The organism is Vibrio sp. 10N.222.55.C6 (assembly GCF_041473395.1).
Classification (GTDB): Bacteria; Pseudomonadota; Gammaproteobacteria; order Enterobacterales; family Vibrionaceae; genus Vibrio; species Vibrio crassostreae_C.
In genome coordinates, this window is record NZ_JBFRSD010000004.1 from 122,224 (window position 1) to 142,056 (window position 19,833).

The window sequence follows — 19,833 nt, forward strand, 5'->3', positions numbered from 1 at the left end:
ATCCTTAGCTCTAAAGTCAGACTTTAGATTAAGTGAATAATGACTCAAGACATTACCAATCGCGACTAGTGAAAAGGGACTTAGGATGGTGACTCTTTGTATGTGTTCATACGCCGAATTAAGACCAAATCCGCCTTTGAATAGTCGCGACCTATTGGCCGACATCTGTGACTGTAATCTCTTGAGAGGTTGATTGCCAAACGCTGAAAACGCTATAGGCGGGCGTAGTATAAACTATTTTTATTAGGAGATATATTTCCTATCAGAAAAAGCCAGATGATATTCTGAGCATCCAGCCTAGCATTTTCTTACAGGCACAAAAAAAGGAGCATAAATGCTCCTTTTCTTCAAACTGTCTTTGCAGACATCGCTATTAGCGACGTAGGCCTAGACGCTTGATTAGGTCTTGGTAACGAGCAAGGTTTTTGCCTTTCAAGTAATCAAGAAGCTTACGACGGCTAGAAACCATACGTAGTAGACCACGACGGCTGTGGTGATCGTGTTTGTGCGCTTTGAAGTGACCTTGTAGGTGGTTGATAGAAGCAGTAAGTAGTGCTACTTGTACTTCTGGTGAACCTGTGTCGCCTTCAGATTGTGCGTATTCTGCAACGATTGCTGCTTTAGTTTCTGCATTCAGAGACATAATTCTCTCCTGATAAGAGTAAGTTTATATTTGTAGCAGCCAATCTCTGATTCAGCCGCTACGCGAGCCGAGGATTATAGGGAAGTTTGTCAGTTGGTGCAATAACAATCGAACCCATTAAAAACGAAAAAAGCGAACCACCTAAATTAGGCGTTCGCTTTCTATCTTATTTGCTCACTTTTCACGACTCAGCGCTAAGATCCGATGTAAGCGCTACGCTTGTGGCTCTTCATCTCTGAAAACAACCAAACGCTTCGGTGCAACTCGGCCATCTTCAGCAATCTGAGCTACGCCGACAAACAGCTTCTCTTCGCCACTTGTCATACGAACCGTGCCTTCAGTTGGCGCACCAGCAACCTGAACTGGCATACCGTGCTGAACTAGGTCAGTCAGTTCCGCGTTCAGGTTTACTTCTGGTAAGTCTTCAACGGCAGTGTCCATTGGCATCAGCAGTGGATCAAGCAGCTCTTTCGGTGCAATTTCTTGCGCCTGTGCTTGCTCTAAGATCTCGTTTAACTGCTCCAAAGTCACCATACGCTCGTATGGGTACTTCGCGACACCTGTACGACGAAGCATGGTCACGTGAGCACCACAACCTAGCATCTCACCAAGATCGTCGGTAATTGTGCGGATGTATGTGCCTTTCGAACAATGCACTTCCATTTCAACTTCATCACCTTCAAAGCGAAGCAGTTCAATAGAGTACACAGTGATCTTACGAGACTCACGAGGAACCTCAATACCTGCACGTGCGTATTCGTACAAAGGCTTACCTTGATACTTCAATGCCGAAAACATTGATGGTATCTGATCGGTTTCACCCTTGAAGCTCGCAATGCAACGCTCAAGCTGTTCTTGAGTCACGTTAACATCACGTGTCTCTACCACTTCACCATCAGAGTCAGAGGTATTGGTACGCTCACCAAGCTTAGCGATAACAACGTAGCGCTTATCAGAATCTAGAAGAAACTGAGAGAACTTCGTCGCTTCACCAAGACAAATTGGCAGCATGCCAGTCGCAAGAGGATCCAGAGCACCGGTGTGCCCTGCCTTCTCTGCAAAGTAAATACGCTTTACTTTTTGCAGTGCATCATTAGACGAAATACCAGTCGGCTTATCTAATAGAATTACCCCGTTGATAGGGCGACCTTTACGACGGCGAGCCATTACTCTTCGCCCTTAGACTGAGTTTCGTCAGTGCGGCCAGCTTCTTCTTGCTTACGCTTGTCGTCGTTCAGAACTTCACTTACTAGGTTAGACATACGCATGCCTTCTACTAGTGTGTTGTCGTAAGTAAAACGAACTTCAGGCGTTAGACGGTGGCGAATACGCTTACCAAGAGCCATACGAACTGGCACTTCATGCTCTTTAAGAGCTTTAAGGCATGATTCAGGAGTTTGCTCACCAACACACAGGAAAGTCACGAACACTTTTGCGTAAGCAAGGTCACGAGACACTTCTACGTCTGAGATAGTTACCATACCAATACGTGAGTCACGAACTTCACGTTGTAGGATAAGAGCAAGCTCTTTTTGAAGCTGCTGAGACACACGTTGTGTGCGGCTAAATTCTTTTGACATTTTCTTTTCTCACTTAGAAAGATGGGGGGCTTGGTAATTACCAGCCCCCCATGGTGTATTCAACAACCGATTACTTATTACCTTTACTAGTAATGTTAGTAACCTTAGTCAATATGTCGAGTCGTACAGACTGATTAGTCTAGAGTACGTTTAACCTCAACGATTTCGAATACTTCGATCTGGTCACCAACGCGAACGTCGTTGTAGTTCTTAACGCCGACACCACACTCGTAACCGTTCTTAACTTCTTGTACGTCATCTTTAAAGCGACGAAGTGACTCTAGTTCACCTTCGTAGATAACAACGTTTTCACGAAGTACGCGGATTGGGTTGCTACGCTTAATCGTACCTTCAGTCACGATACAACCAGCGATTGCACCAAGTTTAGGCGACTTAAATACGTCACGAACTTGTGCAAGACCAATAATCTCTTGACGGAATTCAGGAGCAAGCATACCGCCCATCGCCTGTTTAACTTCGTCAATCAGTTGGTAAATGATTGAGTAGTAACGTAGATCTAGGTTTTCGTTCTGAACCGTGTTACGCGCAGTTGCGTCAGCACGAACGTTGAAACCAAGGATGATAGCGTTAGAAGCTGCAGCAAGCGTTGCATCAGTTTCAGTAATACCACCAACACCAGAACCTACGATGTTCACTTTCACTTCGTCAGTTGACAGTTTCAGTAGAGAGTCAGCAATCGCTTCTACAGAACCTTGAACGTCAGCTTTAAGTACCACGTTAAGCTCAGCAACTTCGCCAGCCGTCATGTTCGCGAACATGTTCTCTAGTTTCGCTTTTTGTTGGCGAGCTAGTTTAACATCACGGAATTTACCTTGACGGTAGTTCGCAACTTCACGTGCTTTACGCTCATCACGTACAACAGTCGCTTCATCGCCTGACGAAGGAACACCAGAAAGACCTAGAATTTCTACAGGAATAGATGGACCTGCAGTTTCGATGTCTTTACCGTTTTCATCACGCATTGCACGAACACGGCCGTACTCTTGACCACAAAGAACGATATCGCCTTTGTTTAGAGTACCAGACTGTACTAGTACTGTTGCAACTGGACCACGACCTTTATCAAGACGAGATTCAACAACAACACCAGACGCCATGCCTTCTTTAACCGCTGTAAGTTCAAGAACTTCAGACTGAAGAAGGATAGCTTCTAGAAGACCATCGATGTTTGTACCCTGTTTAGCAGAGATGTGAACGAAGATGTTCTCACCACCCCATTCTTCAGGGATAACGTCGTATTGAGCTAGCTCATTCTTAACGTTGTCTGGGTTTGCACCCTCTTTATCGATCTTGTTCACAGCAACAATCAGAGGAACGCCTGCCGCTTTCGCGTGCTGGATTGCTTCGATTGTTTGTGGCATTACGCCATCGTCTGCTGCAACTACAAGTACAACGATATCTGTCGCTTGAGCACCACGAGCACGCATAGCTGTAAACGCCGCGTGTCCAGGAGTATCAAGGAAAGTGATCATACCGTTGTCAGTATCTACGTGGTAAGCACCAATGTGCTGCGTGATACCGCCAGCTTCGCCAGAAGCAACGTGTGCTTTACGAATGTAATCAAGTGTTGAAGTTTTACCGTGGTCAACGTGACCCATGATAGTAACAACAGGAGCACGACCTTCAGCGATAGCATCGCTATCACGGTCAGCTAGTACTGCTTCTTCAAGTTCGTTTTCTTTACGTAGGATTACCTTGTGACCCATTTCTTCAGCAACAAGTTGTGCTGTTTCTTGGTCGATCACTTGGTTGATAGTCGCCATAGCGCCCATCTTCATCATTACTTTGATAACTTCAGTTGCTTTAACTGACATTTTGCTAGCCAGTTCAGAAACAACGATAGTTTCGCCGATAGCAACGTCAGATTTAGCAACAGTTGCTGACTTATCGAAGCCTTGCTGCATTGAAGTTGGTTTAGCAAGCTTACCTTTACCGCCACGACCACGTTGGTTACGACCACCACGGTTGTTTGCAGGTTGGTTAGCAGGAGCTGCTTTCTTCTTGCGACGACGAGGTGCTTTCTCATCTTTCTTATCTGCCGCATCTTCAGCTTCACGAGCGTAAGTAGAAGTAGTCACATGGTAATCCGCAGATTTCTCTTGCTCTTTCTTCTTCTTCTCTTCTTCAGACCAACGTTCTTGGTTCTCTTCTGCTAACTTACGAGCTTCTTCAACAAGCTTAGCTGCTTCAGCTTCTGCTTTACGAGTTGCTTCTAGCTCTTGACGAGCTTTAAGTTCATCCGCTTCTTTTTTCGCTTGTGCGTTAGCGTCTGCATTTTTTGAATTCATGTCTTTTTTAGCCTTTTCAGCTTGTGCGCGTTGAGCCTTCTCTTCAGCTTCACGTTTTGCATCCGCTTCACGTGTTACTTTTTCTTCGGCTTCGCGCTGTGCTTTCTCTGCAGCATCACGTTTCGCTTGCTCTTCAGCATCGCGTTGTGCTTTCTCTTCCGCTTCACGATTAGCTACTTCCTCAGCTTCACGTTTCGCTTCATCTTCAATAGTGCTGCGCTTCACGTAAGTACGCTTTTTACGTACCTCTACTTGAACATCCTTACTCTTACCGCCTCCAGCGGCAACACTTAGCGTGCTGCGGGTCTTGCGTTGAAGAGTTAAACGAGTCGGTTCTGTTTCGCCTGAAGTATCGCCGTGCTCCTTTTTAAGGTGCGTTAGCAATGTTTGCTTCTCTGAATCAGTCACTTGATCCGACCCTGCTTTCTTCATGCCTGCATCAGCAAGTTGTTCAATTAAGCGGTCAACTGGCGTACCAATCTCTTCACTCAGTGCTTTAACTGTTAATTGTGTCATACCGCTTTCTCTCCTTGCTGAATTATTCTTCGTCGCCGAACCAACAGATGTTACGCGCAGCCATAATTAGCTCGCCTGCACGCTCTGCAGTTAGGTCTTCGATGCCTTCTAGTTCATCAACGCCTTGGTCAGCTAGGTCTTCCAGTGTCGCAACGCCTTTTGCTGCTAGCTTGTAAGCCATTTCACGCTCAAGACCTTCAAGTGCAAGTAAGTCTTCAGCAGGCTCAACACCGTCGAAAGTTTCTTCTTTCGCTAGCGCTAGAGTAGTCAGTGCGTCTTTTGCGCGGTTACGTAGTTCTTCAACGATACCTTCGTCTAGACCGTCTACTTCAAGAAGCTCGTTCACAGGAACGTATGCTACTTCTTCAAGCGTAGAGAAGCCTTCTTCAACAAGCATTTGAGCAAAGTCTTCTTCAATGTCTAGGTGCTTCATGAAGTTTTCAATAGAAGCAACTGCTTCTTCTTGGTGCTTCTTCTCAAGATCAGCAACAGTCATTACGTTCAGTTCCCAACCAGTAAGTTGAGACGCTAGACGTACGTTTTGACCGCTACGGCCAATCGCTTGTGCTAGGTTATCCGCTTCAACAGCGATATCCATAGAGTGTGCGTCTTCATCAACGATGATTGAAGCAACATCAGCAGGAGCCATTGCGTTGATTACGAATTGAGCCGGGTTATCATCCCAAAGAACGATATCGATACGTTCACCACCAAGATCGTTAGAAACAGCTTGTACACGTGCGCCACGCATACCAACACACGCACCAACTGGGTCAATACGTTTGTCGTTTGTTTTCACAGCGATTTTAGCACGAGAACCAGCGTCACGTGCAGCACCTTTAAGTTCAATTAGCTCTTCACCAATCTCAGGCACTTCAACACGGAATAGTTCAGCTAGCATTTCTGGCTTCGAACGAGTAACGAAAAGCTGGAAACCACGAGCTTCTGGTTTAACTGCGTAAAGAAGACCACGAACACGGTCACCTGGACGGAAGTTTTCACGAGGAAGTTGGTCATCACGAAGGATTACCGCTTCAGCGTTGTTACCTAGGTCTAGAATAATAGTGTCACGGTTAACTTTCTTAACTGCGCCAGTTACTAGCTCGCCTTCGTTATCGATGAACTGCTCAACGATTTGAGCGCGTTCAGCTTCACGTACTTTCTGTACGATAACTTGCTTAGCCGTTTGAGTCGTAATACGGTCAAACGTTACTGATTCGATATCATCTTCAATGAAACCGCCAAGTTCGATCTCTGGGTCATCGTACTTTGCAGCTTCAATAGAGATTTCTTTTGTTGGGAATTCAACTTCCTCAACAGCTTCCCAACGACGGAAAGTTTCGAAATCACCCGTTTTACGGTCAATTTCAACACGAACTTCAATTTCTAGTTCGCTTTTCTTTTTTGTTGCCGTTGCAAGCGCGATTTCAAGCGCTTCAAAAATACGCTCACGAGGAACTGCTTTCTCATTTGAAACAGCTTCTACTACCGCCAAAATTTCTTTGTTCATTAATCTAGCCTCTTAAGCTCTTCTCTCTAGGAGAACTAAAATTTAGGGATCAGGTTAGCTTTCGCAATATTGCTCAGGACGAATTCTTCTTCTTGTCCTTCAACCAATACTTTCACTGTCTCGCCTTCGATAGATTGGATATCACCTTTCCATTTACGACGGTTGCCGACAGCCATTTTCAAAACGATGCTTACCTCGTGACCAATAAATTGTTGGTAATGCTCTGCTTTGAACAGTGGTCTCTCTAAACCTGGTGAAGACACTTCAAGGTTATAAGCCACTGAAATTGGATCTTCAACGTCCATTACGGCACTTACTTGGTGGCTAACTTCAGCGCAATCATCTACATTGATACCGTTTGGTGAATCGATGTAAATACGTAGCGTTGAGTGCTCACCAGCACGAATAAATTCTAATCCAACTAACTCATAACCTGATGCTGCTACTGGAGCGTCAAGCATTTCAGTAAGTTGTCTTTCTAAACCAGTCATTTAACCACTCCAGAAACAAAAAAAGGGCTCAAAGCCCAATTTAAATTCCAAGCAAACATTATCTAAATACATTTACAAATGCTTAGATAACAAAAAACCCCGTATAAGCCGGGGTTTTTGTTGCTGGACCCTTATATGTTAAGTGCCATCACATTCGATATCGCACCTAACTCACAGTGAGGTTCACACTGTGCAAACTTGCTACCAATACAAGCTATATAATAGCATTGAAATTGGTTGCGGGAGCCGGATTTGAACCGACGACCTTCGGGTTATGAGCCCGACGAGCTACCAAACTGCTCCATCCCGCGTCCGACTTGCGAGCATTATACGCCCAACAAGATGTTTTACAAGTTTGTAAACATGGTGCCGAGAGAGGGACTCGAACCCTCACACCCTAAGGCACTAGCACCTCATGCTAGCGTGTCTACCAATTTCACCATCTCGGCATCAAATCTTTACAGATTATTGTGGAATTTCGTCGCCTTGCGCCGGAACTTCACTCACTGCATCATCAGCTTGTTGAATCACCTGACCTTGGGTCGGGTCAATCCATTGTGACTCAGTTTTATGTGTAGACATATTACCAAGCACTAAGCTAAGGATAAAAAATGTAGTTGCAAAAATTGCAGTCATTCGGGTAAGGAAATTTCCTGAGCCACCAGCACCAAACACAGTGTTTGAAGCGCCAGCACCGAAAGAGGCTCCCATATCTGCGCCTTTACCTTGTTGAATCAACACTAGGCCAATTACACCAAGCGCTGCCAACAGGTAAATCACAAGTAGAACTGTAAACATTTTTCCACCTATGTTCCTAATTGTTGAGCCAGCGCCGTTCAAAAAACTATTTTTAAGAACAAGGCTAGCGACCTCCTAACTGAAGGCCGAGCAATACTAGCGAATGCGACGATGGCTGACAAGGAGAATTTGCTAAAAAATAAGCCTTTACCAAGTGAATGGTCAAAAAAAGGTCAAAAGCGACACAAAACTCATTTATGTCTCTTTTGACCGTTATATCTTTTGACCGTGATATAAGTCAACCACTTCTAATCACAGGCGCTATTCGCTGCGCCAGCTAAGTAAAAGGTTAAATTAGCAGTTTGCTTTTACTGCATCTGCAATCTTAAGCGCTGATGCTTGAACAAGCTCTGCATCTTCGCCTTCAACCATGACACGCAGTAGTGGCTCGGTACCAGACTTGCGTAATAGTACACGGCCTTTCTCGCCAAGCTCTGCTTCTACTTCAACAACCGCTGCTTTTACCGCTTCGGCTTCTAGTGGGTTTGAATCTCCGCTGAAACGAACGTTTTCTAGAACTTGAGGGTACAACGTCATGCCCTGAGACAACTCATTCAGTGTCATTTCGCTATCCACAACTGAAGCCAAAACTTGCAGAGCAGCAACGATAGCATCACCCGTCGTCACTTTATCTAGTAGGATAACGTGCCCCGAGTTTTCAGCGCCGATCTTCCAGCCTTTAGCAAGAAGCTGTTCCATTACGTAACGGTCACCAACAGCAGCACGTACAAACGGAATACCTAACTGCTTAAGGCCGTTTTCCATACCCAGGTTGGTCATTAGTGTACCAACAACGCCGCCTTTCAACTCACCGCGACGCAGTGCATCACGAGCAATAATGTAAGCGATTTGGTCGCCATCAACTTTGTTGCCTAGCTCGTCAACCATGATGATACGGTCACCATCACCATCAAAGCCAAGACCTAATGCCGCTTTTTCTTCAAGCACTTTTGCTTGCAGAGCACGTACATCCGTCGCACCGACTTCGTGGTTGATGTTAGTCCCGTTTGGCTCAACACCAATCGCAACGACCTCAGCACCCAGTTCTTTAAATACAGCAGGCGCAATGTGGTAAGTCGCACCATGTGCACAATCGATAACGATCTTCATGCCAGCTAATGTCATTTTATGTGGGAACGTACTTTTACAGAACTCGATGTAACGGCCAGCCGCATCGTTCAAACGTACTGCTTTACCTAGCTCTGAAGAATCAACACATTCGATGTCTTTATCCAACTCTGCTTCAATTGCCAACTCGATATCGTCCGGCAGTTTTGTTCCCTCAGAAGAGAAGAACTTGATACCGTTATCGTAGTATGGGTTGTGTGATGCAGAGATAACGATCCCTGCTTCAGCGCGGAAGGTTTGAGTTAGGTAAGCCACAGCAGGTGTTGGCATTGGGCCAGTAAACGTAGCCTGAAGACCAGCAGCAGCAAGGCCAGCTTCTAGCGCTGACTCAAGCATGTAACCAGAGATACGAGTATCTTTACCAATGATGACTTTCTTTGTGCCTTGCTTCGCAAGAACACGACCCGCAGCCCAGCCAAGCTTCAGAACAAAATCAGGTGTAATCGGGTACTGGCCTACTTTGCCACGCACACCATCTGTGCCGAAATAACGTCTTTTATCAGACATAGTGATTTTCCTTAATTATATTTAGTGATTGTTGTTCATCACTTCGATTATTTTCATCGCTTCCAGTGTCTCCTCGACATCATGAACGCGAATAATTTGTGCGCCTTTGATTGCAGCGATGGTAGCGCAAGTGACGCTAGCAACCATGCAATCTGCTGGAGCTTTGTCTAGTAGCTTAAAGATCATCGACTTTCTCGACATCCCCGCTAAGACTGGCAACCCAAGCCTGTGAAACTTTTCAAGGTGCGCTAATAGGTGGTAATTATGCTCAATGGTTTTACCAAAACCAAAACCAGGATCCAGAATCAGCTGATCTTTTGATATACCAACAGCCTCACAAGCCTCCACCCTTTCTTTTAAGAACGCTTCAACATCCATTAGGACATCATCGTAATTAGGGTTAGCTTGCATGGTTCTTGGCTGACCTTTCATGTGCATCAGGCAAACTGGCACATTAGCATCGGCGGCCGCTTCCAGAGCTCCGGGCTCTTGTAGTGCGCGCACATCATTGATCAAATCAGCCCCCGCTTCAACGGCTTGGCGCATCACTTCAGCTTTACTGGTATCAATGGAGATCCACACATCAAACTTAGCGCGAATTGCTTTAATGGCAGGAATAACGCGAGCGAGCTCTTCTTCTAAAGGTACATCAGGTGCTCCCGGGCGAGTTGACTCACCACCAATGTCAATAATGCTAACACCAGCTTGAATCATTCGCTCTGCTTGCAGTAGAGCACTATCTAATGAATTGAATTTTCCGCCATCAGAGAAAGAGTCAGGCGTAACATTGAGGATACCCATCACATGTGGGCGGTCTAAAACGAGCGTTTTATTGTGTGCTTTTAATATCATGGAAGGTGGGTCTTAAAGGTAAAAACATCTAGGGCTAGAAACTGAAAAACCCTGAGCGTACTCAGGGTTTTAATTTATAACTTAGCAATTAAGAATCTTTGTTTTGAGCATCATCTGTTTCAGATTTAACTTCTTCAACTTTCGACTCTTCAGCTTTTGGTTCCGCTTTAGCTTCTTCTGCCTTAGCTTCAGGTTTTGCTTCTTCCTTTGTAGGTTCAGCTTTTACCTGATCACCCCAACCAGCTGGATCACGAATCTCTTGCTTACGCTCCATCAAGTCATCAATTTGACCTGCATCGATCGTTTCGAACTTCATTAGAGCGTCTTTCATCGAATGCATGATATCCATGTTATCTTCAAGAATCTTCTTAGCTCTATCGTAGTTACGGTCGATAAGGATACGAATCTCTTCATCGATAAGCTTAGTCGTGTCATCAGAAACGTGCTTAGCTTGGCTCATGCCGCGACCTAGGAAAACTTCACCTTCTTCTTCTGCGTAAAGAAGAGGACCCAATTTCTCAGAGAAGCCCCACTGCGTAACCATCTTACGAGCAATATCAGTTGCACGTTCGATATCGTTAGACGCACCAGTTGACACTTTGTCTTTACCGTAAATAAGTTCTTCAGCAAGACGACCACCGTACAGGCTAGAAATCATAGACTCTAGATGTTGGCGAGACATGCTCACACGATCTTGCTCTGGCAAGTACATGGTTACACCAAGCGCACGACCACGTGGAATGATTGACACCTTGTACACTGGATCGTGTTCAGGTACCAAACGACCAACAATTGCGTGACCCGCTTCGTGGTAAGCCGTTGACTCTTTCACTTCTTCAGACATAACCATTGAACGGCGCTCTGCACCCATCATAATTTTGTCTTTCGCAAGTTCAAACTCAACCATAGATACATTGCGCTTGTTACCACGAGCAGCAAATAGCGCCGCTTCGTTCACAAGGTTCGCAAGATCTGCACCAGAGAAGCCTGGAGTACCACGAGCGATCAGCGACGGTTCAACATCACCTGATAGTGGCACTTTACGCATGTGTACTTTAAGAATCTGTTCACGACCACGTACATCCGGTAGACCAACCACAACTTGACGGTCAAAACGACCAGGACGAAGTAATGCAGGGTCTAGTACGTCTGGACGGTTAGTCGCAGCGATAACGATAATACCTTCGTTACCTTCGAAACCATCCATCTCAACCAACATTTGGTTCAGTGTTTGTTCACGTTCATCGTGACCACCACCAACACCAGCGCCACGTTGACGACCTACAGCATCAATTTCATCGATAAAGATGATACAAGGTGCCGCTTTCTTCGCTTGTTCGAACATGTCACGCACACGAGATGCACCAACACCAACAAACATTTCAACGAAGTCAGAACCAGAGATAGTAAAGAACGGTACTTTCGCTTCACCGGCAATCGCTTTTGCAAGCAATGTTTTACCCGTACCAGGAGGACCAACCAACAGGATACCTGTCGGGATCTTACCACCTAGCTTTTGGAATCGGCTTGGGTCACGAAGGTAGTCCACAAGCTCTTTCACGTCTTCTTTTGCTTCGTCACAACCAGCAACATCAGCAAACATGGTTTTGATTTGTTCTTCGCTCATCATTCGAGCTTTACTCTTACCGAAAGACATCGCGCCTTTACCGCCGCCGCCGCCTTGCATTTGACGCATGAAGAAAATCCATACACCAATCAGTAAGATCATTGGGAACCATGAGATGAAGATAGTGCCAAGCAGGCTCTGCTCTTCAGGTGGTGTACCCTGAACTTTTACGTTTTGATTAATTAAGTCATCAAGTAGCTTTTGATCATAAACAGGCATGTAAGTTACATACTTAGAACCACCACCACGACGTGTGAAAGTGATTTCGCTGTTATTGAACTGTGCGTCTTGAATCTGGCCTTGGCCAACTTCCTGTACAAACGTGGTGTAATCTACTGCTCTGCCGTTACTTTCCCCAGGGCCGAAGCTCTGGAATACCGACATCAACACTACCGCGATAACAAGCCACAGAATTAAATTTTTTGCCATGTCACTCAAGGTGTAAGCCTCTCGATAACTAATTGTAATTAAAGGTAGGGTACTACAGTTTGTAACCTGTAGCCATGTTGTTAACTCTCACTCTTGGAAGAGAATCGTTAACCTTTGTAACCAGTGGCTACGATAAACACTTCACGAGATCGAGCTCGAGAAGAGTCGGGTTTTCTAACTTTTACTGTTTTAAACATCTCGCGGACGTCCTTAACGTATTGGTCAAACCCTTCGCCTTGGAATACTTTTACAACAAAACTACCATTGGTAGCTAGAACTTGTCGACACATATCCAAAGCTAATTCAACTAAATACATAGCTCTTGGCTGATCCACAGAATTGTTGCCTGCTATATTAGGTGCCATATCTGACATCACGACATCAACCATGTTTGGTTGTATACGTTCCAACAAGGCATCTAGCACAGCTTCTTCGCGGAAATCGCCTTGTAAAAAGCTAACACCAGCAATCGGATCCATTGGTAACAAGTCACACGCAATGATTTGTCCGTTGTCTCCAACAATCTTAGCAGCATATTGAGACCAACCGCCAGGTGCTGCACCCAAATCCACAATGGTCATCCCAGGAGACAGCAATTTATCTTTCGTTTGAATCTCTTCCATTTTGAAATAAGCACGTGAGCGATAGCCTTTCTTTCTTGCTTCGTTTGCGTACTTGTCGTCGAAGTGTTCCTTCAACCAACGGCCTGAACTGGCCGAGTGTTTCTGTTTGCTCATTGGATACCTAAAGTGGAGGAAAGTACTAATTGCCGAATAAATTATAGTCTTCAGCATTAGATGGCGTTAAAATAGGTTTTTTCAACCCTAATAGTAAAGAAAATTGGCCGCGTAATGAACCTAAGTACCAAACAAAAGCAGCATCTAAAGGGCCTAGCTCACAGTTTAAAACCTGTAGTGCTAATGGGCGCAAATGGACTTACTGAAGCTGTTCTAGCGGAAATCGAATTAGCTCTAGATCACCACGAACTGATCAAAATTAAAGTTGCATCAGAAGACCGTGAAACTAAGCAGCTGATTATCGATGCAATTGTACGTGAAACTAAAGCTGAGAAAGTACAGACTATCGGTAAAGTTCTAGTACTATTCCGTCAATCAGAAGCACGTAAAATCGAGATTCCACGTAAGTAAGTTAGCCGTATAATAAGCTAGCTTCACAAAGGGATAGCCAGTGCGCTTATCTTTTAGTGTAGCGTGAGAAACGAAAAAGGTCGCATTTAGCGACCTTTTTACTTATCAGAAACAAAGAAAATTCAATTAGATATATTCTACTTTGTCAATTTCGTAATCTTTATCACCGCCAGGAGTCGAAATCATCACTTCGTCGCCTTCCATCTTACCGATAAGACCACGAGCAATTGGTGATTTCACTGAGATACGGCCAGTTTTGATATCTGCTTCGTCTTCAGAAACGATTTGGTAACGGTACTCTTCGTCTGTATCAACATCAATCAGAGTGACTGTTGTACCAAAGATAATCTTACCCGTATTTTCCATCTGAGTTACATCGATGATCTGAGCCAGTGATAGCTTATATTCAATATCACGGATCTGAGCTTCACAAATACCCTGCTCTTCACGAGCGGCGTGGTATTCAGCATTCTCTTTCAGGTCACCTAGTTCACGTGCTTCACCAATAGCTGCTGAGATAACAGGGCGTAGCTTAAGTAGGCGATCTAATTCGTCACGTAGCTGCTGAGCGCCACGTACTGTCATTGGAACCTTTTCCATTTTTTACCTCTATGCCAAAGCTTTCTTTGGCCAACATAAATACACCCAACGTATTTATTGGGTGATAGAAACAAAACGATTTGGCTTAGTGTAAACAAACTTTATGGCTAAATCACCTTTATTCCACTTTGCGTTATAAAAGCTTTATCTAGGTCTAAATTACAGACATCACAAAAATGAATAATAACCTCCCCATCAATAAGTTGAGAATTAAATACCTAAAAAAACAAAAAACAAACAAAATAAACACAGATCACACTTTTATAAAAATCACTTTAAAACAAACACTTAATCAACAAGAGATATAATAAAACAGTGTTCATTTTTTAGTTTTATATCATTTTACTAACTGACCATGGAACTTTAGAGGTAAAAAGTAACCCATGGATTGCACTGGCATTTTTCAGACTTCTGTTCTAATCATGATTATGAAGCCTGATTAATACAGGCAATACACAAAAGGGTTCAAATCCTTGATAAAACTTCTATGGACAGTAATTAGGAAATAATAACATGAACAAGACTATGATCGCGCTTGCTGTATCTGCTGCAGCTCTTGCTACTAACGCAGTGGCAGCGGACGGTAAACAAGCTGGTGGTATCGAAGGTACATCTGTATACAGCTCAAACGGCACTTCTCTAGAAATCGGTGGCCGTGCTGAAGCTCGTCTATCTCTAAAAGATGGCAAAGCACAAGACAACTCTCGTGTACGTCTAAACTTCCTAGGTAAAGTTGAAATCCAAGACGGCCTATACGGTGTTGGTTTCTACGAAGGCGAATTCACAACTGCTGAAAACGGCGGCTCTACTGATAACAACGACGGCGACATCACTAACCGTTACACGTACGCAGGTCTAGGCGGTACATTCGGTGAAGTAACTTACGGTAAAAACGACGGAGCGCTAGGCGTTATCACTGACTTTACCGATATCATGTCTTACCACGGTAACTCTGCTGCAGACAAAATCGCAGTAGCTGACCGTTCTGACAACATGCTTTCTTACAAAGGCCAATTCCAAGACCTAGGCCTAAAAGCAAGCTACCGCTTTGCTGACCGTTCTGAAACTAGCGGTGAGTTCAACGACAACGGTAAAGATGGCTACTCTCTATCTGCTATCTACGCAATCGGTGATTCTGGCGTTAAGCTAGGTGCTGGTTACGCAGACCAAGATCAATCTAATGAATACATGCTTTCTGCATCTTACCGCATGAGCAACTTCTACTTCGCTGGTGTATTTACTGATGGTGAAAAACAAGCAGTTTTTGAAGATGCACAAGGTAACGTTTTTGAGTACAGCAACAAATCTGTAGACTACACAGGTTACGAATTTGCAACTGCATACACGCTAGATAAGACAGCGTTTACTCTAACGTACAACAACGCAGAAACTGACGGTGAAACTTCTGCAGATAACGTTGCAATTGATGCAACTTATTACTTCAAGCCTAACTTCCGTACTTACATCTCGTACAACTTCAACCTAATCTCTGAAGGCGACAAGATCGGTACAACAAACCTAGTGAAAAACGGCAAAGCAAGCTCTGCAGACGCTGAAGACGAAATCGCTCTAGGTCTACGTTACGACTTCTAATTCTGATTACCTAATTGATTAATTAGTTAATTGAGAATCAAAACGCCCGCTACCTAGCGGGCGTTTTTTATATCTGTATACTTGAAAACATCAGCCATCCAAGAAATCTTCTATGCGCCTTCTATCCACTCTACTTCTATGTAGCTTATCACTTGGTAGTTACTCACTTACCGCTTTCGCATATGCCCCTCTTGATAAACTGCCCGATGGCAGTAGTACAAGCTTAATACTGCAATCATTGAGTGGTAATTCAAATGGAATGAATACCGACACTGATGGCTTTTATCCACCAGCCAGCACTTTAAAACTGGTTACGGCTTTGGCAGCCAAGTTGGAATTGGGGGATGACTTTCACTACACGACCAACATAGCTCGTTCTAATGAAGATGTTGTGATCTCATTCAGCGGTGACCCAACGCTACAACGAGAACATCTAAAAAGGCTTTTAGCTCAATATACTAAATCACAATCTAAAACCATTAACGGTAACCTGTATCTCGATAACTCGACTTATACGGGCTATCAACGCGCGGTGGGTTGGCCTTGGGACATTTTAGGCGTTTGTTACAGCGCGCCTTCTAGTGCAATGACCTTGGACAGCAACTGCGCACAAGCCTCTATTTATACAAAAGGTAATGGCAGCACTCGCGTTTATATTCCCGCTCACTATCCGATAGACGTGACGACCACCGCTGCCACGGTAACTCGCTCTGGGCAGAAGGCGACACAATGCGACTTGGAACTCATCACCACACCAGATAACGCTTACAAGCTCTCTGGTTGCTTGGTTGAGCGTAAAAAGCCACTGCCACTCAAGTTCGCGATTCAAAATCCAGAACTTTACACCTATCAAGTCGTGACATCGCTTCTCAAAGAACTGAAAATAGAAGTAAAAGGTGATGTGATTATTGGTAAAAAAGCGAAAGCAGACAAAACCACGTTAGTCGCTAGTCACAACTCAGAAAAGCTTCCTGAACTGCTCGATATCATGCTCAAGAAGTCGGATAACCTTATCGCAGATAATCTAACTAAAACGCTAGGAGCGACATTTTATGTTCAACCGGGTAGCTTCAATAACGGTACTGAAGCGATAAAGCAGATACTGCTGACCAAGGCTAATATTGACCTCAGTAAAGCGCAGCTCGTCGATGGTTCAGGGTTATCCAGAAACAACCGAATGAGGTCACAGACCATGGCTCAAGTGCTTCGTTATATCTGGGAAAACGATCAACAGCTCAACCTGATTGAGGCTATGCCTAGATCTGGTACTGATGGAACGCTCAAATACCGTCAAAGCATGAGAAAAGCACCGATTCAAGGCAACATTATCGCCAAAAGTGGTTCTCTATACGGCAGTTACAACATGGCGGGATACGGATTGGATAAAGCGGGAAAACCAAACTCTCTGTTTGTGCAATTTGTCCGTGATTACTTCCCTGAAGAACAAGATCCAGACAAACCAGTGGAAGCACCAATCACCCAGTTTGAACGTGCTTTCTACAAAGATGTGGTCGAGTTCAGTCAACCACAAAGCAAATCTAAGTAATGCTTAGCTTTGTGTAAGCTTCTAGTTTAATAATAAAAATGGCGCTGAAGACCTTCAATCTGCAGCGCCATTTTTATTTCTCAGATGTATTTAGCTATTTTTATAGGTGCCTATTTTTATAGGAGCTAAGCGATACCGAGGAATGAGTTAACCACAGTGAAGTAGATCCACATTCCTGAGATATCAACTATGGAAGCAAGCACTGGGCTCACTAACACCGCTGGATCAAGCTTAAATAGCCTAGCAACTATCGGCAATCCGCCACCCAGCACGGTTGATATGGTCACCTGAATAAACAGCGCTACCGCAATAGCTAACGCAATCATGTTGATATCATAACCACCTGTCGCTTGGTTTTCACTAAAGAGCAAAATACGTCCAATCATCACTACAGCAATCGCTAAAGCTAAACAAATAGCAACTCTAAACTCTTTCCATAGAACGTTAGCCCATTGGCGTTTTTTCAACTCACCTGTGGCTAAGGCTCGGATCACCAAAGTCGCTGCTTGTGTTCCGGTGTTACCACCAGCAGCAGCAATTACCGGCATGTAGATTGCCAAAAGTACCAACTGACTGAGAATGTCTTCATACTGAGCAATGATAAGCCCTGAGACGATTCCCAATAGTGCTAACGCAATAATCCAACCGATACGCTGCCTGACGTGGCTCATGACGCCAGTCGAAAGGTAACCCTGTTGAGGTTCTACCTCAGAGTAGATCAGCCCTAGTTGGTGAGCTAGATGTCGAGAGCGCTTCTCAAAGCCCTGCTCTTCTAGCTCACTAAGTAAAGTCTGAATCGTACTCAAAGAGCATTGCCCCAGCACTAGCACCGCATCTTCGAGCGGCATTCGATTCAAAAGATTAATTTGTTGTTCACGTCCGTACTGTTGAAATGCATTCGATACAGCTTGGATGTCTTGCTCTGAGTACAGAGCTTCAATAGATAAAAAAGTGTTGTTCATTACCGTCATGGCGAATCTCCCGATTGGCAAAGGTAACGACCATCAAAACAAATAGCCTATAGCTAATACACCAAGAGCGTACAGCTAAGCGCACCAAGAGCTGAAAGCTACTGATGTGTCTACTTGTTAGAATCTAGTGTGTGGAAAAGAATGCGGGGGAAAACAAAGATACCCTACCTGAACGGCAGGACAATAGATCAATACCGAGACAGGTTATTCTTCTCCATTCAAACTAGGAGGATGGTCGGTATTGTTCATAAAAATCTCCAGAATTACTGTCAATTTGACAGCGCGCATAGTGTAGCAATAGCCGTTCAAAAACTTCGTCAAATTCCTGTCAATAAATAGGGGTCAATAAAAAAGGCATCCGTGGATGCCTTTGGTTCAATTATTGATGTGCATTATTACTTAATAGTAATACGAGCAAACTTACGCTTACCTACTTGGTAAACGGCAGTACCTGCTTCAGGCACGAATTTGCTGTCTTCAATCTTCTCGCCTTCAAGCTTAGCAGCGCCTTGCTTGATCATACGCATCGCATCAGAAGTCGAGTTTACAAGACCCGCTTCTTTTAGAACGTTCGCAATTGGCAGGCCTGCTTCGAATTCAAACTCCGGCATTTCATCAGGAACTTGGTTCTTAGCAAAACGGTTAACGAACTCTTGCTCAGCGGCTTCAGCATCTGCTTCACTGTGGAAACGAGCGATGATCTCTTTAGCAAGAAGCACTTTAACGTCACGCGGGTTCTTACCTGCATCAACGCCAGCTTTCAGTTCCGCAACTTCTTCAAGAGGACGGAAAGACAGCAGCTCGTAGTAGCTCCACATTAGATCGTCAGAGATAGACATGATCTTACCAAACATCTCGCTTGGTGCTTCGCTAATACCGATGTAGTTATGCGCAGACTTAGACATCTTCTTAACACCGTCTAGACCAACAAGTAGTGGCATCATTAGTACCGCTTGTGGTTTTTGACCTGCTGCTTTTTGCAGTTCACGACCCATTAGAAGGTTAAACTTCTGGTCAGTACCGCCAAGCTCAACGTCGCTCTCTAGTGCAACAGAGTCGTGACCTTGTAGAAGTGGGTACATGAATTCGTGGATTGCGATCGGTTGACCACCAGCGTAACGCTTTTTGAAGTCATCACGCTCAAGCATACGAGCAACAGTTTGGTTAGAAGCAAGACGAATCATGCCTTCAGCGCCAAGCTCAGATAGCCATTCAGAGTTGAAACGAATTTGCGTCTTCGCAGGATCTAGAATCTTGAATACTTGCTCTTTGTAAGTTTCAGCATTCTTCAATACGTCTTCGCGGCTTAGCGGTGGACGTGTTGAGTTTTTACCTGATGGGTCACCAACCATTGCAGTGAAATCACCGATAAGGAATGTCACTTCATGACCAAGCTCTTGGAAAGCACGAAGCTTGTTAAAGATAACCGTATGGCCTAGGTGGATATCTGGAGCTGTTGGATCGGCACCCAGCTTAATGCGTAAAGGACGACCTTCTTTTAGTTTTGCAATCAGTTCGTCTTCTGGAATCAGTTCTTCTACGCCACGTTTGATCTCGGCTAGTGCAGCTTCAATACTCGCCATTC

General features: G+C 44.5%; 17 protein-coding genes and 2 tRNA genes. 3 read left to right on the forward strand and 16 right to left on the reverse strand.

Going from position 1 to position 19,833, the window contains the following annotated elements; genetic code table 11:
• Window positions 1-373 precede the first annotated feature (373 nt).
• From rpsO to rlmE, 13 genes are all read right to left on the reverse strand, one after another.
• The gene (rpsO, locus tag AB4486_RS04765) at window positions 374-643 is read right to left on the reverse strand and encodes a 30S ribosomal protein S15 (RefSeq protein WP_010436144.1); all 270 of its coding nucleotides are present in this window, start codon (window positions 641-643) and stop codon (window positions 374-376) included.
• A gap of 213 nt (window positions 644-856) precedes the next feature.
• Window positions 857-1,810 (reverse strand): tRNA pseudouridine(55) synthase TruB, encoded by a 954-nt coding sequence (gene truB, locus AB4486_RS04770; protein ID WP_017059233.1) that lies wholly within the window; start codon window positions 1,808-1,810, stop codon window positions 857-859.
• Entirely contained in the window at window positions 1,810-2,223 is a 414-nt protein-coding gene (rbfA, locus tag AB4486_RS04775) for a 30S ribosome-binding factor RbfA (protein WP_017065964.1), read from the reverse strand. Before rbfA ends, truB begins: the two co-directional genes overlap by 1 nt.
• A 134-nt stretch (window positions 2,224-2,357) precedes the next feature.
• On the reverse strand, window positions 2,358-5,048 hold the full coding sequence (gene infB, locus AB4486_RS04780) for a translation initiation factor IF-2 (RefSeq protein WP_017059231.1): 2,691 nt from the start codon (window positions 5,046-5,048) through the stop codon (window positions 2,358-2,360).
• A 22-nt stretch (window positions 5,049-5,070) separates the two neighbouring features.
• On the reverse strand, window positions 5,071-6,558 hold the full coding sequence (gene nusA, locus AB4486_RS04785; RefSeq protein WP_017059230.1) for a transcription termination factor NusA: 1,488 nt from the start codon (window positions 6,556-6,558) through the stop codon (window positions 5,071-5,073).
• 35 nt (window positions 6,559-6,593) lie between these two features.
• Window positions 6,594-7,049, reverse strand: coding sequence for a ribosome maturation factor RimP (gene rimP / locus AB4486_RS04790; protein ID WP_004738265.1), 456 nt, complete (start codon window positions 7,047-7,049; stop codon window positions 6,594-6,596).
• A 234-nt stretch (window positions 7,050-7,283) separates the two neighbouring features.
• Window positions 7,284-7,360 (reverse strand) — tRNA-Met (locus AB4486_RS04795).
• Between the two features lie 53 nt (window positions 7,361-7,413).
• Window positions 7,414-7,498, reverse strand: a tRNA-Leu gene (locus AB4486_RS04800).
• 16 nt (window positions 7,499-7,514) lie between these two features.
• Complete coding sequence (gene secG / locus AB4486_RS04805) at window positions 7,515-7,847, reverse strand: preprotein translocase subunit SecG (RefSeq protein WP_017059392.1); 333 nt, start codon at window positions 7,845-7,847, stop codon at window positions 7,515-7,517.
• A 294-nt stretch (window positions 7,848-8,141) separates the two neighbouring features.
• Window positions 8,142-9,482: a phosphoglucosamine mutase gene (gene glmM / locus AB4486_RS04810; RefSeq protein ID WP_017059393.1), complete on the reverse strand. Its 1,341-nt coding sequence runs from the start codon at window positions 9,480-9,482 to the stop codon at window positions 8,142-8,144.
• Between the two features lie 21 nt (window positions 9,483-9,503).
• Window positions 9,504-10,334 (reverse strand): dihydropteroate synthase, encoded by an 831-nt coding sequence (gene folP, locus AB4486_RS04815; protein ID WP_372116594.1) that lies wholly within the window; start codon window positions 10,332-10,334, stop codon window positions 9,504-9,506.
• An 88-nt stretch (window positions 10,335-10,422) separates the two neighbouring features.
• Window positions 10,423-12,390: an ATP-dependent zinc metalloprotease FtsH gene (ftsH, locus tag AB4486_RS04820; RefSeq protein WP_017068905.1), complete on the reverse strand. Its 1,968-nt coding sequence runs from the start codon at window positions 12,388-12,390 to the stop codon at window positions 10,423-10,425.
• Between the two features lie 107 nt (window positions 12,391-12,497).
• The gene (gene rlmE / locus AB4486_RS04825) at window positions 12,498-13,127 is read right to left on the reverse strand and encodes a 23S rRNA (uridine(2552)-2'-O)-methyltransferase RlmE (protein ID WP_017059396.1); all 630 of its coding nucleotides are present in this window, start codon (window positions 13,125-13,127) and stop codon (window positions 12,498-12,500) included.
• 114 nt (window positions 13,128-13,241) lie between these two features.
• On the opposite strand from rlmE, the gene yhbY reads away from it, so the two are divergent.
• A complete protein-coding gene (yhbY, locus tag AB4486_RS04830) occupies window positions 13,242-13,538 on the forward strand; it encodes a ribosome assembly RNA-binding protein YhbY (protein ID WP_004738252.1) in 297 nt (98 codons plus the stop codon).
• Window positions 13,539-13,664: 126 nt separating this feature from the next.
• Here the strand turns inward: yhbY and greA are convergent, their stop codons facing one another.
• Entirely contained in the window at window positions 13,665-14,138 is a 474-nt protein-coding gene (gene greA / locus AB4486_RS04835) for a transcription elongation factor GreA (RefSeq protein ID WP_008222155.1), read from the reverse strand.
• Window positions 14,139-14,651: 513 nt separating this feature from the next.
• On the opposite strand from greA, the gene AB4486_RS04840 reads away from it, so the two are divergent.
• Together AB4486_RS04840 and dacB are read left to right on the forward strand one after the other, a co-directional pair.
• On the forward strand, window positions 14,652-15,731 hold the full coding sequence (locus AB4486_RS04840) for a porin (RefSeq protein WP_372116595.1): 1,080 nt from the start codon (window positions 14,652-14,654) through the stop codon (window positions 15,729-15,731).
• A 112-nt stretch (window positions 15,732-15,843) separates the two neighbouring features.
• Window positions 15,844-17,277 (forward strand): serine-type D-Ala-D-Ala carboxypeptidase, encoded by a 1,434-nt coding sequence (dacB, locus tag AB4486_RS04845; protein WP_372116597.1) that lies wholly within the window; start codon window positions 15,844-15,846, stop codon window positions 17,275-17,277.
• A 125-nt stretch (window positions 17,278-17,402) separates the two neighbouring features.
• Here the strand turns inward: dacB and AB4486_RS04850 are convergent, their stop codons facing one another.
• Both AB4486_RS04850 and tyrS read right to left on the reverse strand, forming a co-directional pair.
• Window positions 17,403-18,248, reverse strand: a complete 846-nt coding sequence (locus AB4486_RS04850; RefSeq protein WP_102428941.1) for a magnesium transporter — start codon at window positions 18,246-18,248, stop codon at window positions 17,403-17,405.
• Between the two features lie 395 nt (window positions 18,249-18,643).
• Entirely contained in the window at window positions 18,644-19,831 is a 1,188-nt protein-coding gene (gene tyrS, locus AB4486_RS04855; RefSeq protein WP_017059402.1) for a tyrosine--tRNA ligase, read from the reverse strand.
• Between the last annotated feature and the right edge of the window lie 2 nt (window positions 19,832-19,833).

Excerpts from the sequence above, each read along its gene's own strand:
- glmM (WP_017059393.1), bottom strand. The coding sequence starts at position 9,482 with ATGTCTGATAAAAGACGTTATTTCGGCACAGATGGTGTGCGTGGCAAA.
- yhbY (WP_004738252.1), top strand. The coding sequence starts at position 13,242 with ATGAACCTAAGTACCAAACAAAAGCAGCATCTAAAGGGCCTAGCTCAC.
- ftsH (WP_017068905.1), bottom strand. The coding sequence starts at position 12,390 with ATGGCAAAAAATTTAATTCTGTGGCTTGTTATCGCGGTAGTGTTGATG.
- truB (WP_017059233.1), bottom strand. The coding sequence starts at position 1,810 with ATGGCTCGCCGTCGTAAAGGTCGCCCTATCAACGGGGTAATTCTATTA.
- dacB (WP_372116597.1), top strand. The coding sequence starts at position 15,844 with ATGCGCCTTCTATCCACTCTACTTCTATGTAGCTTATCACTTGGTAGT.
- greA (WP_008222155.1), bottom strand. The coding sequence starts at position 14,138 with ATGGAAAAGGTTCCAATGACAGTACGTGGCGCTCAGCAGCTACGTGAC.
- AB4486_RS04850 (WP_102428941.1), bottom strand. The coding sequence starts at position 18,248 with ATGACGGTAATGAACAACACTTTTTTATCTATTGAAGCTCTGTACTCA.
- folP (WP_372116594.1), bottom strand. The coding sequence starts at position 10,334 with ATGATATTAAAAGCACACAATAAAACGCTCGTTTTAGACCGCCCACAT.
- tyrS (WP_017059402.1), bottom strand. The coding sequence starts at position 19,831 with ATGGCGAGTATTGAAGCTGCACTAGCCGAGATCAAACGTGGCGTAGAA.
- infB (WP_017059231.1), bottom strand. The coding sequence starts at position 5,048 with ATGACACAATTAACAGTTAAAGCACTGAGTGAAGAGATTGGTACGCCA.
- secG (WP_017059392.1), bottom strand. The coding sequence starts at position 7,847 with ATGTTTACAGTTCTACTTGTGATTTACCTGTTGGCAGCGCTTGGTGTA.
- rlmE (WP_017059396.1), bottom strand. The coding sequence starts at position 13,127 with ATGAGCAAACAGAAACACTCGGCCAGTTCAGGCCGTTGGTTGAAGGAA.
- rimP (WP_004738265.1), bottom strand. The coding sequence starts at position 7,049 with ATGACTGGTTTAGAAAGACAACTTACTGAAATGCTTGACGCTCCAGTA.
- rpsO (WP_010436144.1), bottom strand. The coding sequence starts at position 643 with ATGTCTCTGAATGCAGAAACTAAAGCAGCAATCGTTGCAGAATACGCA.
- nusA (WP_017059230.1), bottom strand. The coding sequence starts at position 6,558 with ATGAACAAAGAAATTTTGGCGGTAGTAGAAGCTGTTTCAAATGAGAAA.
- AB4486_RS04840 (WP_372116595.1), top strand. The coding sequence starts at position 14,652 with ATGAACAAGACTATGATCGCGCTTGCTGTATCTGCTGCAGCTCTTGCT.
- rbfA (WP_017065964.1), bottom strand. The coding sequence starts at position 2,223 with ATGTCAAAAGAATTTAGCCGCACACAACGTGTGTCTCAGCAGCTTCAA.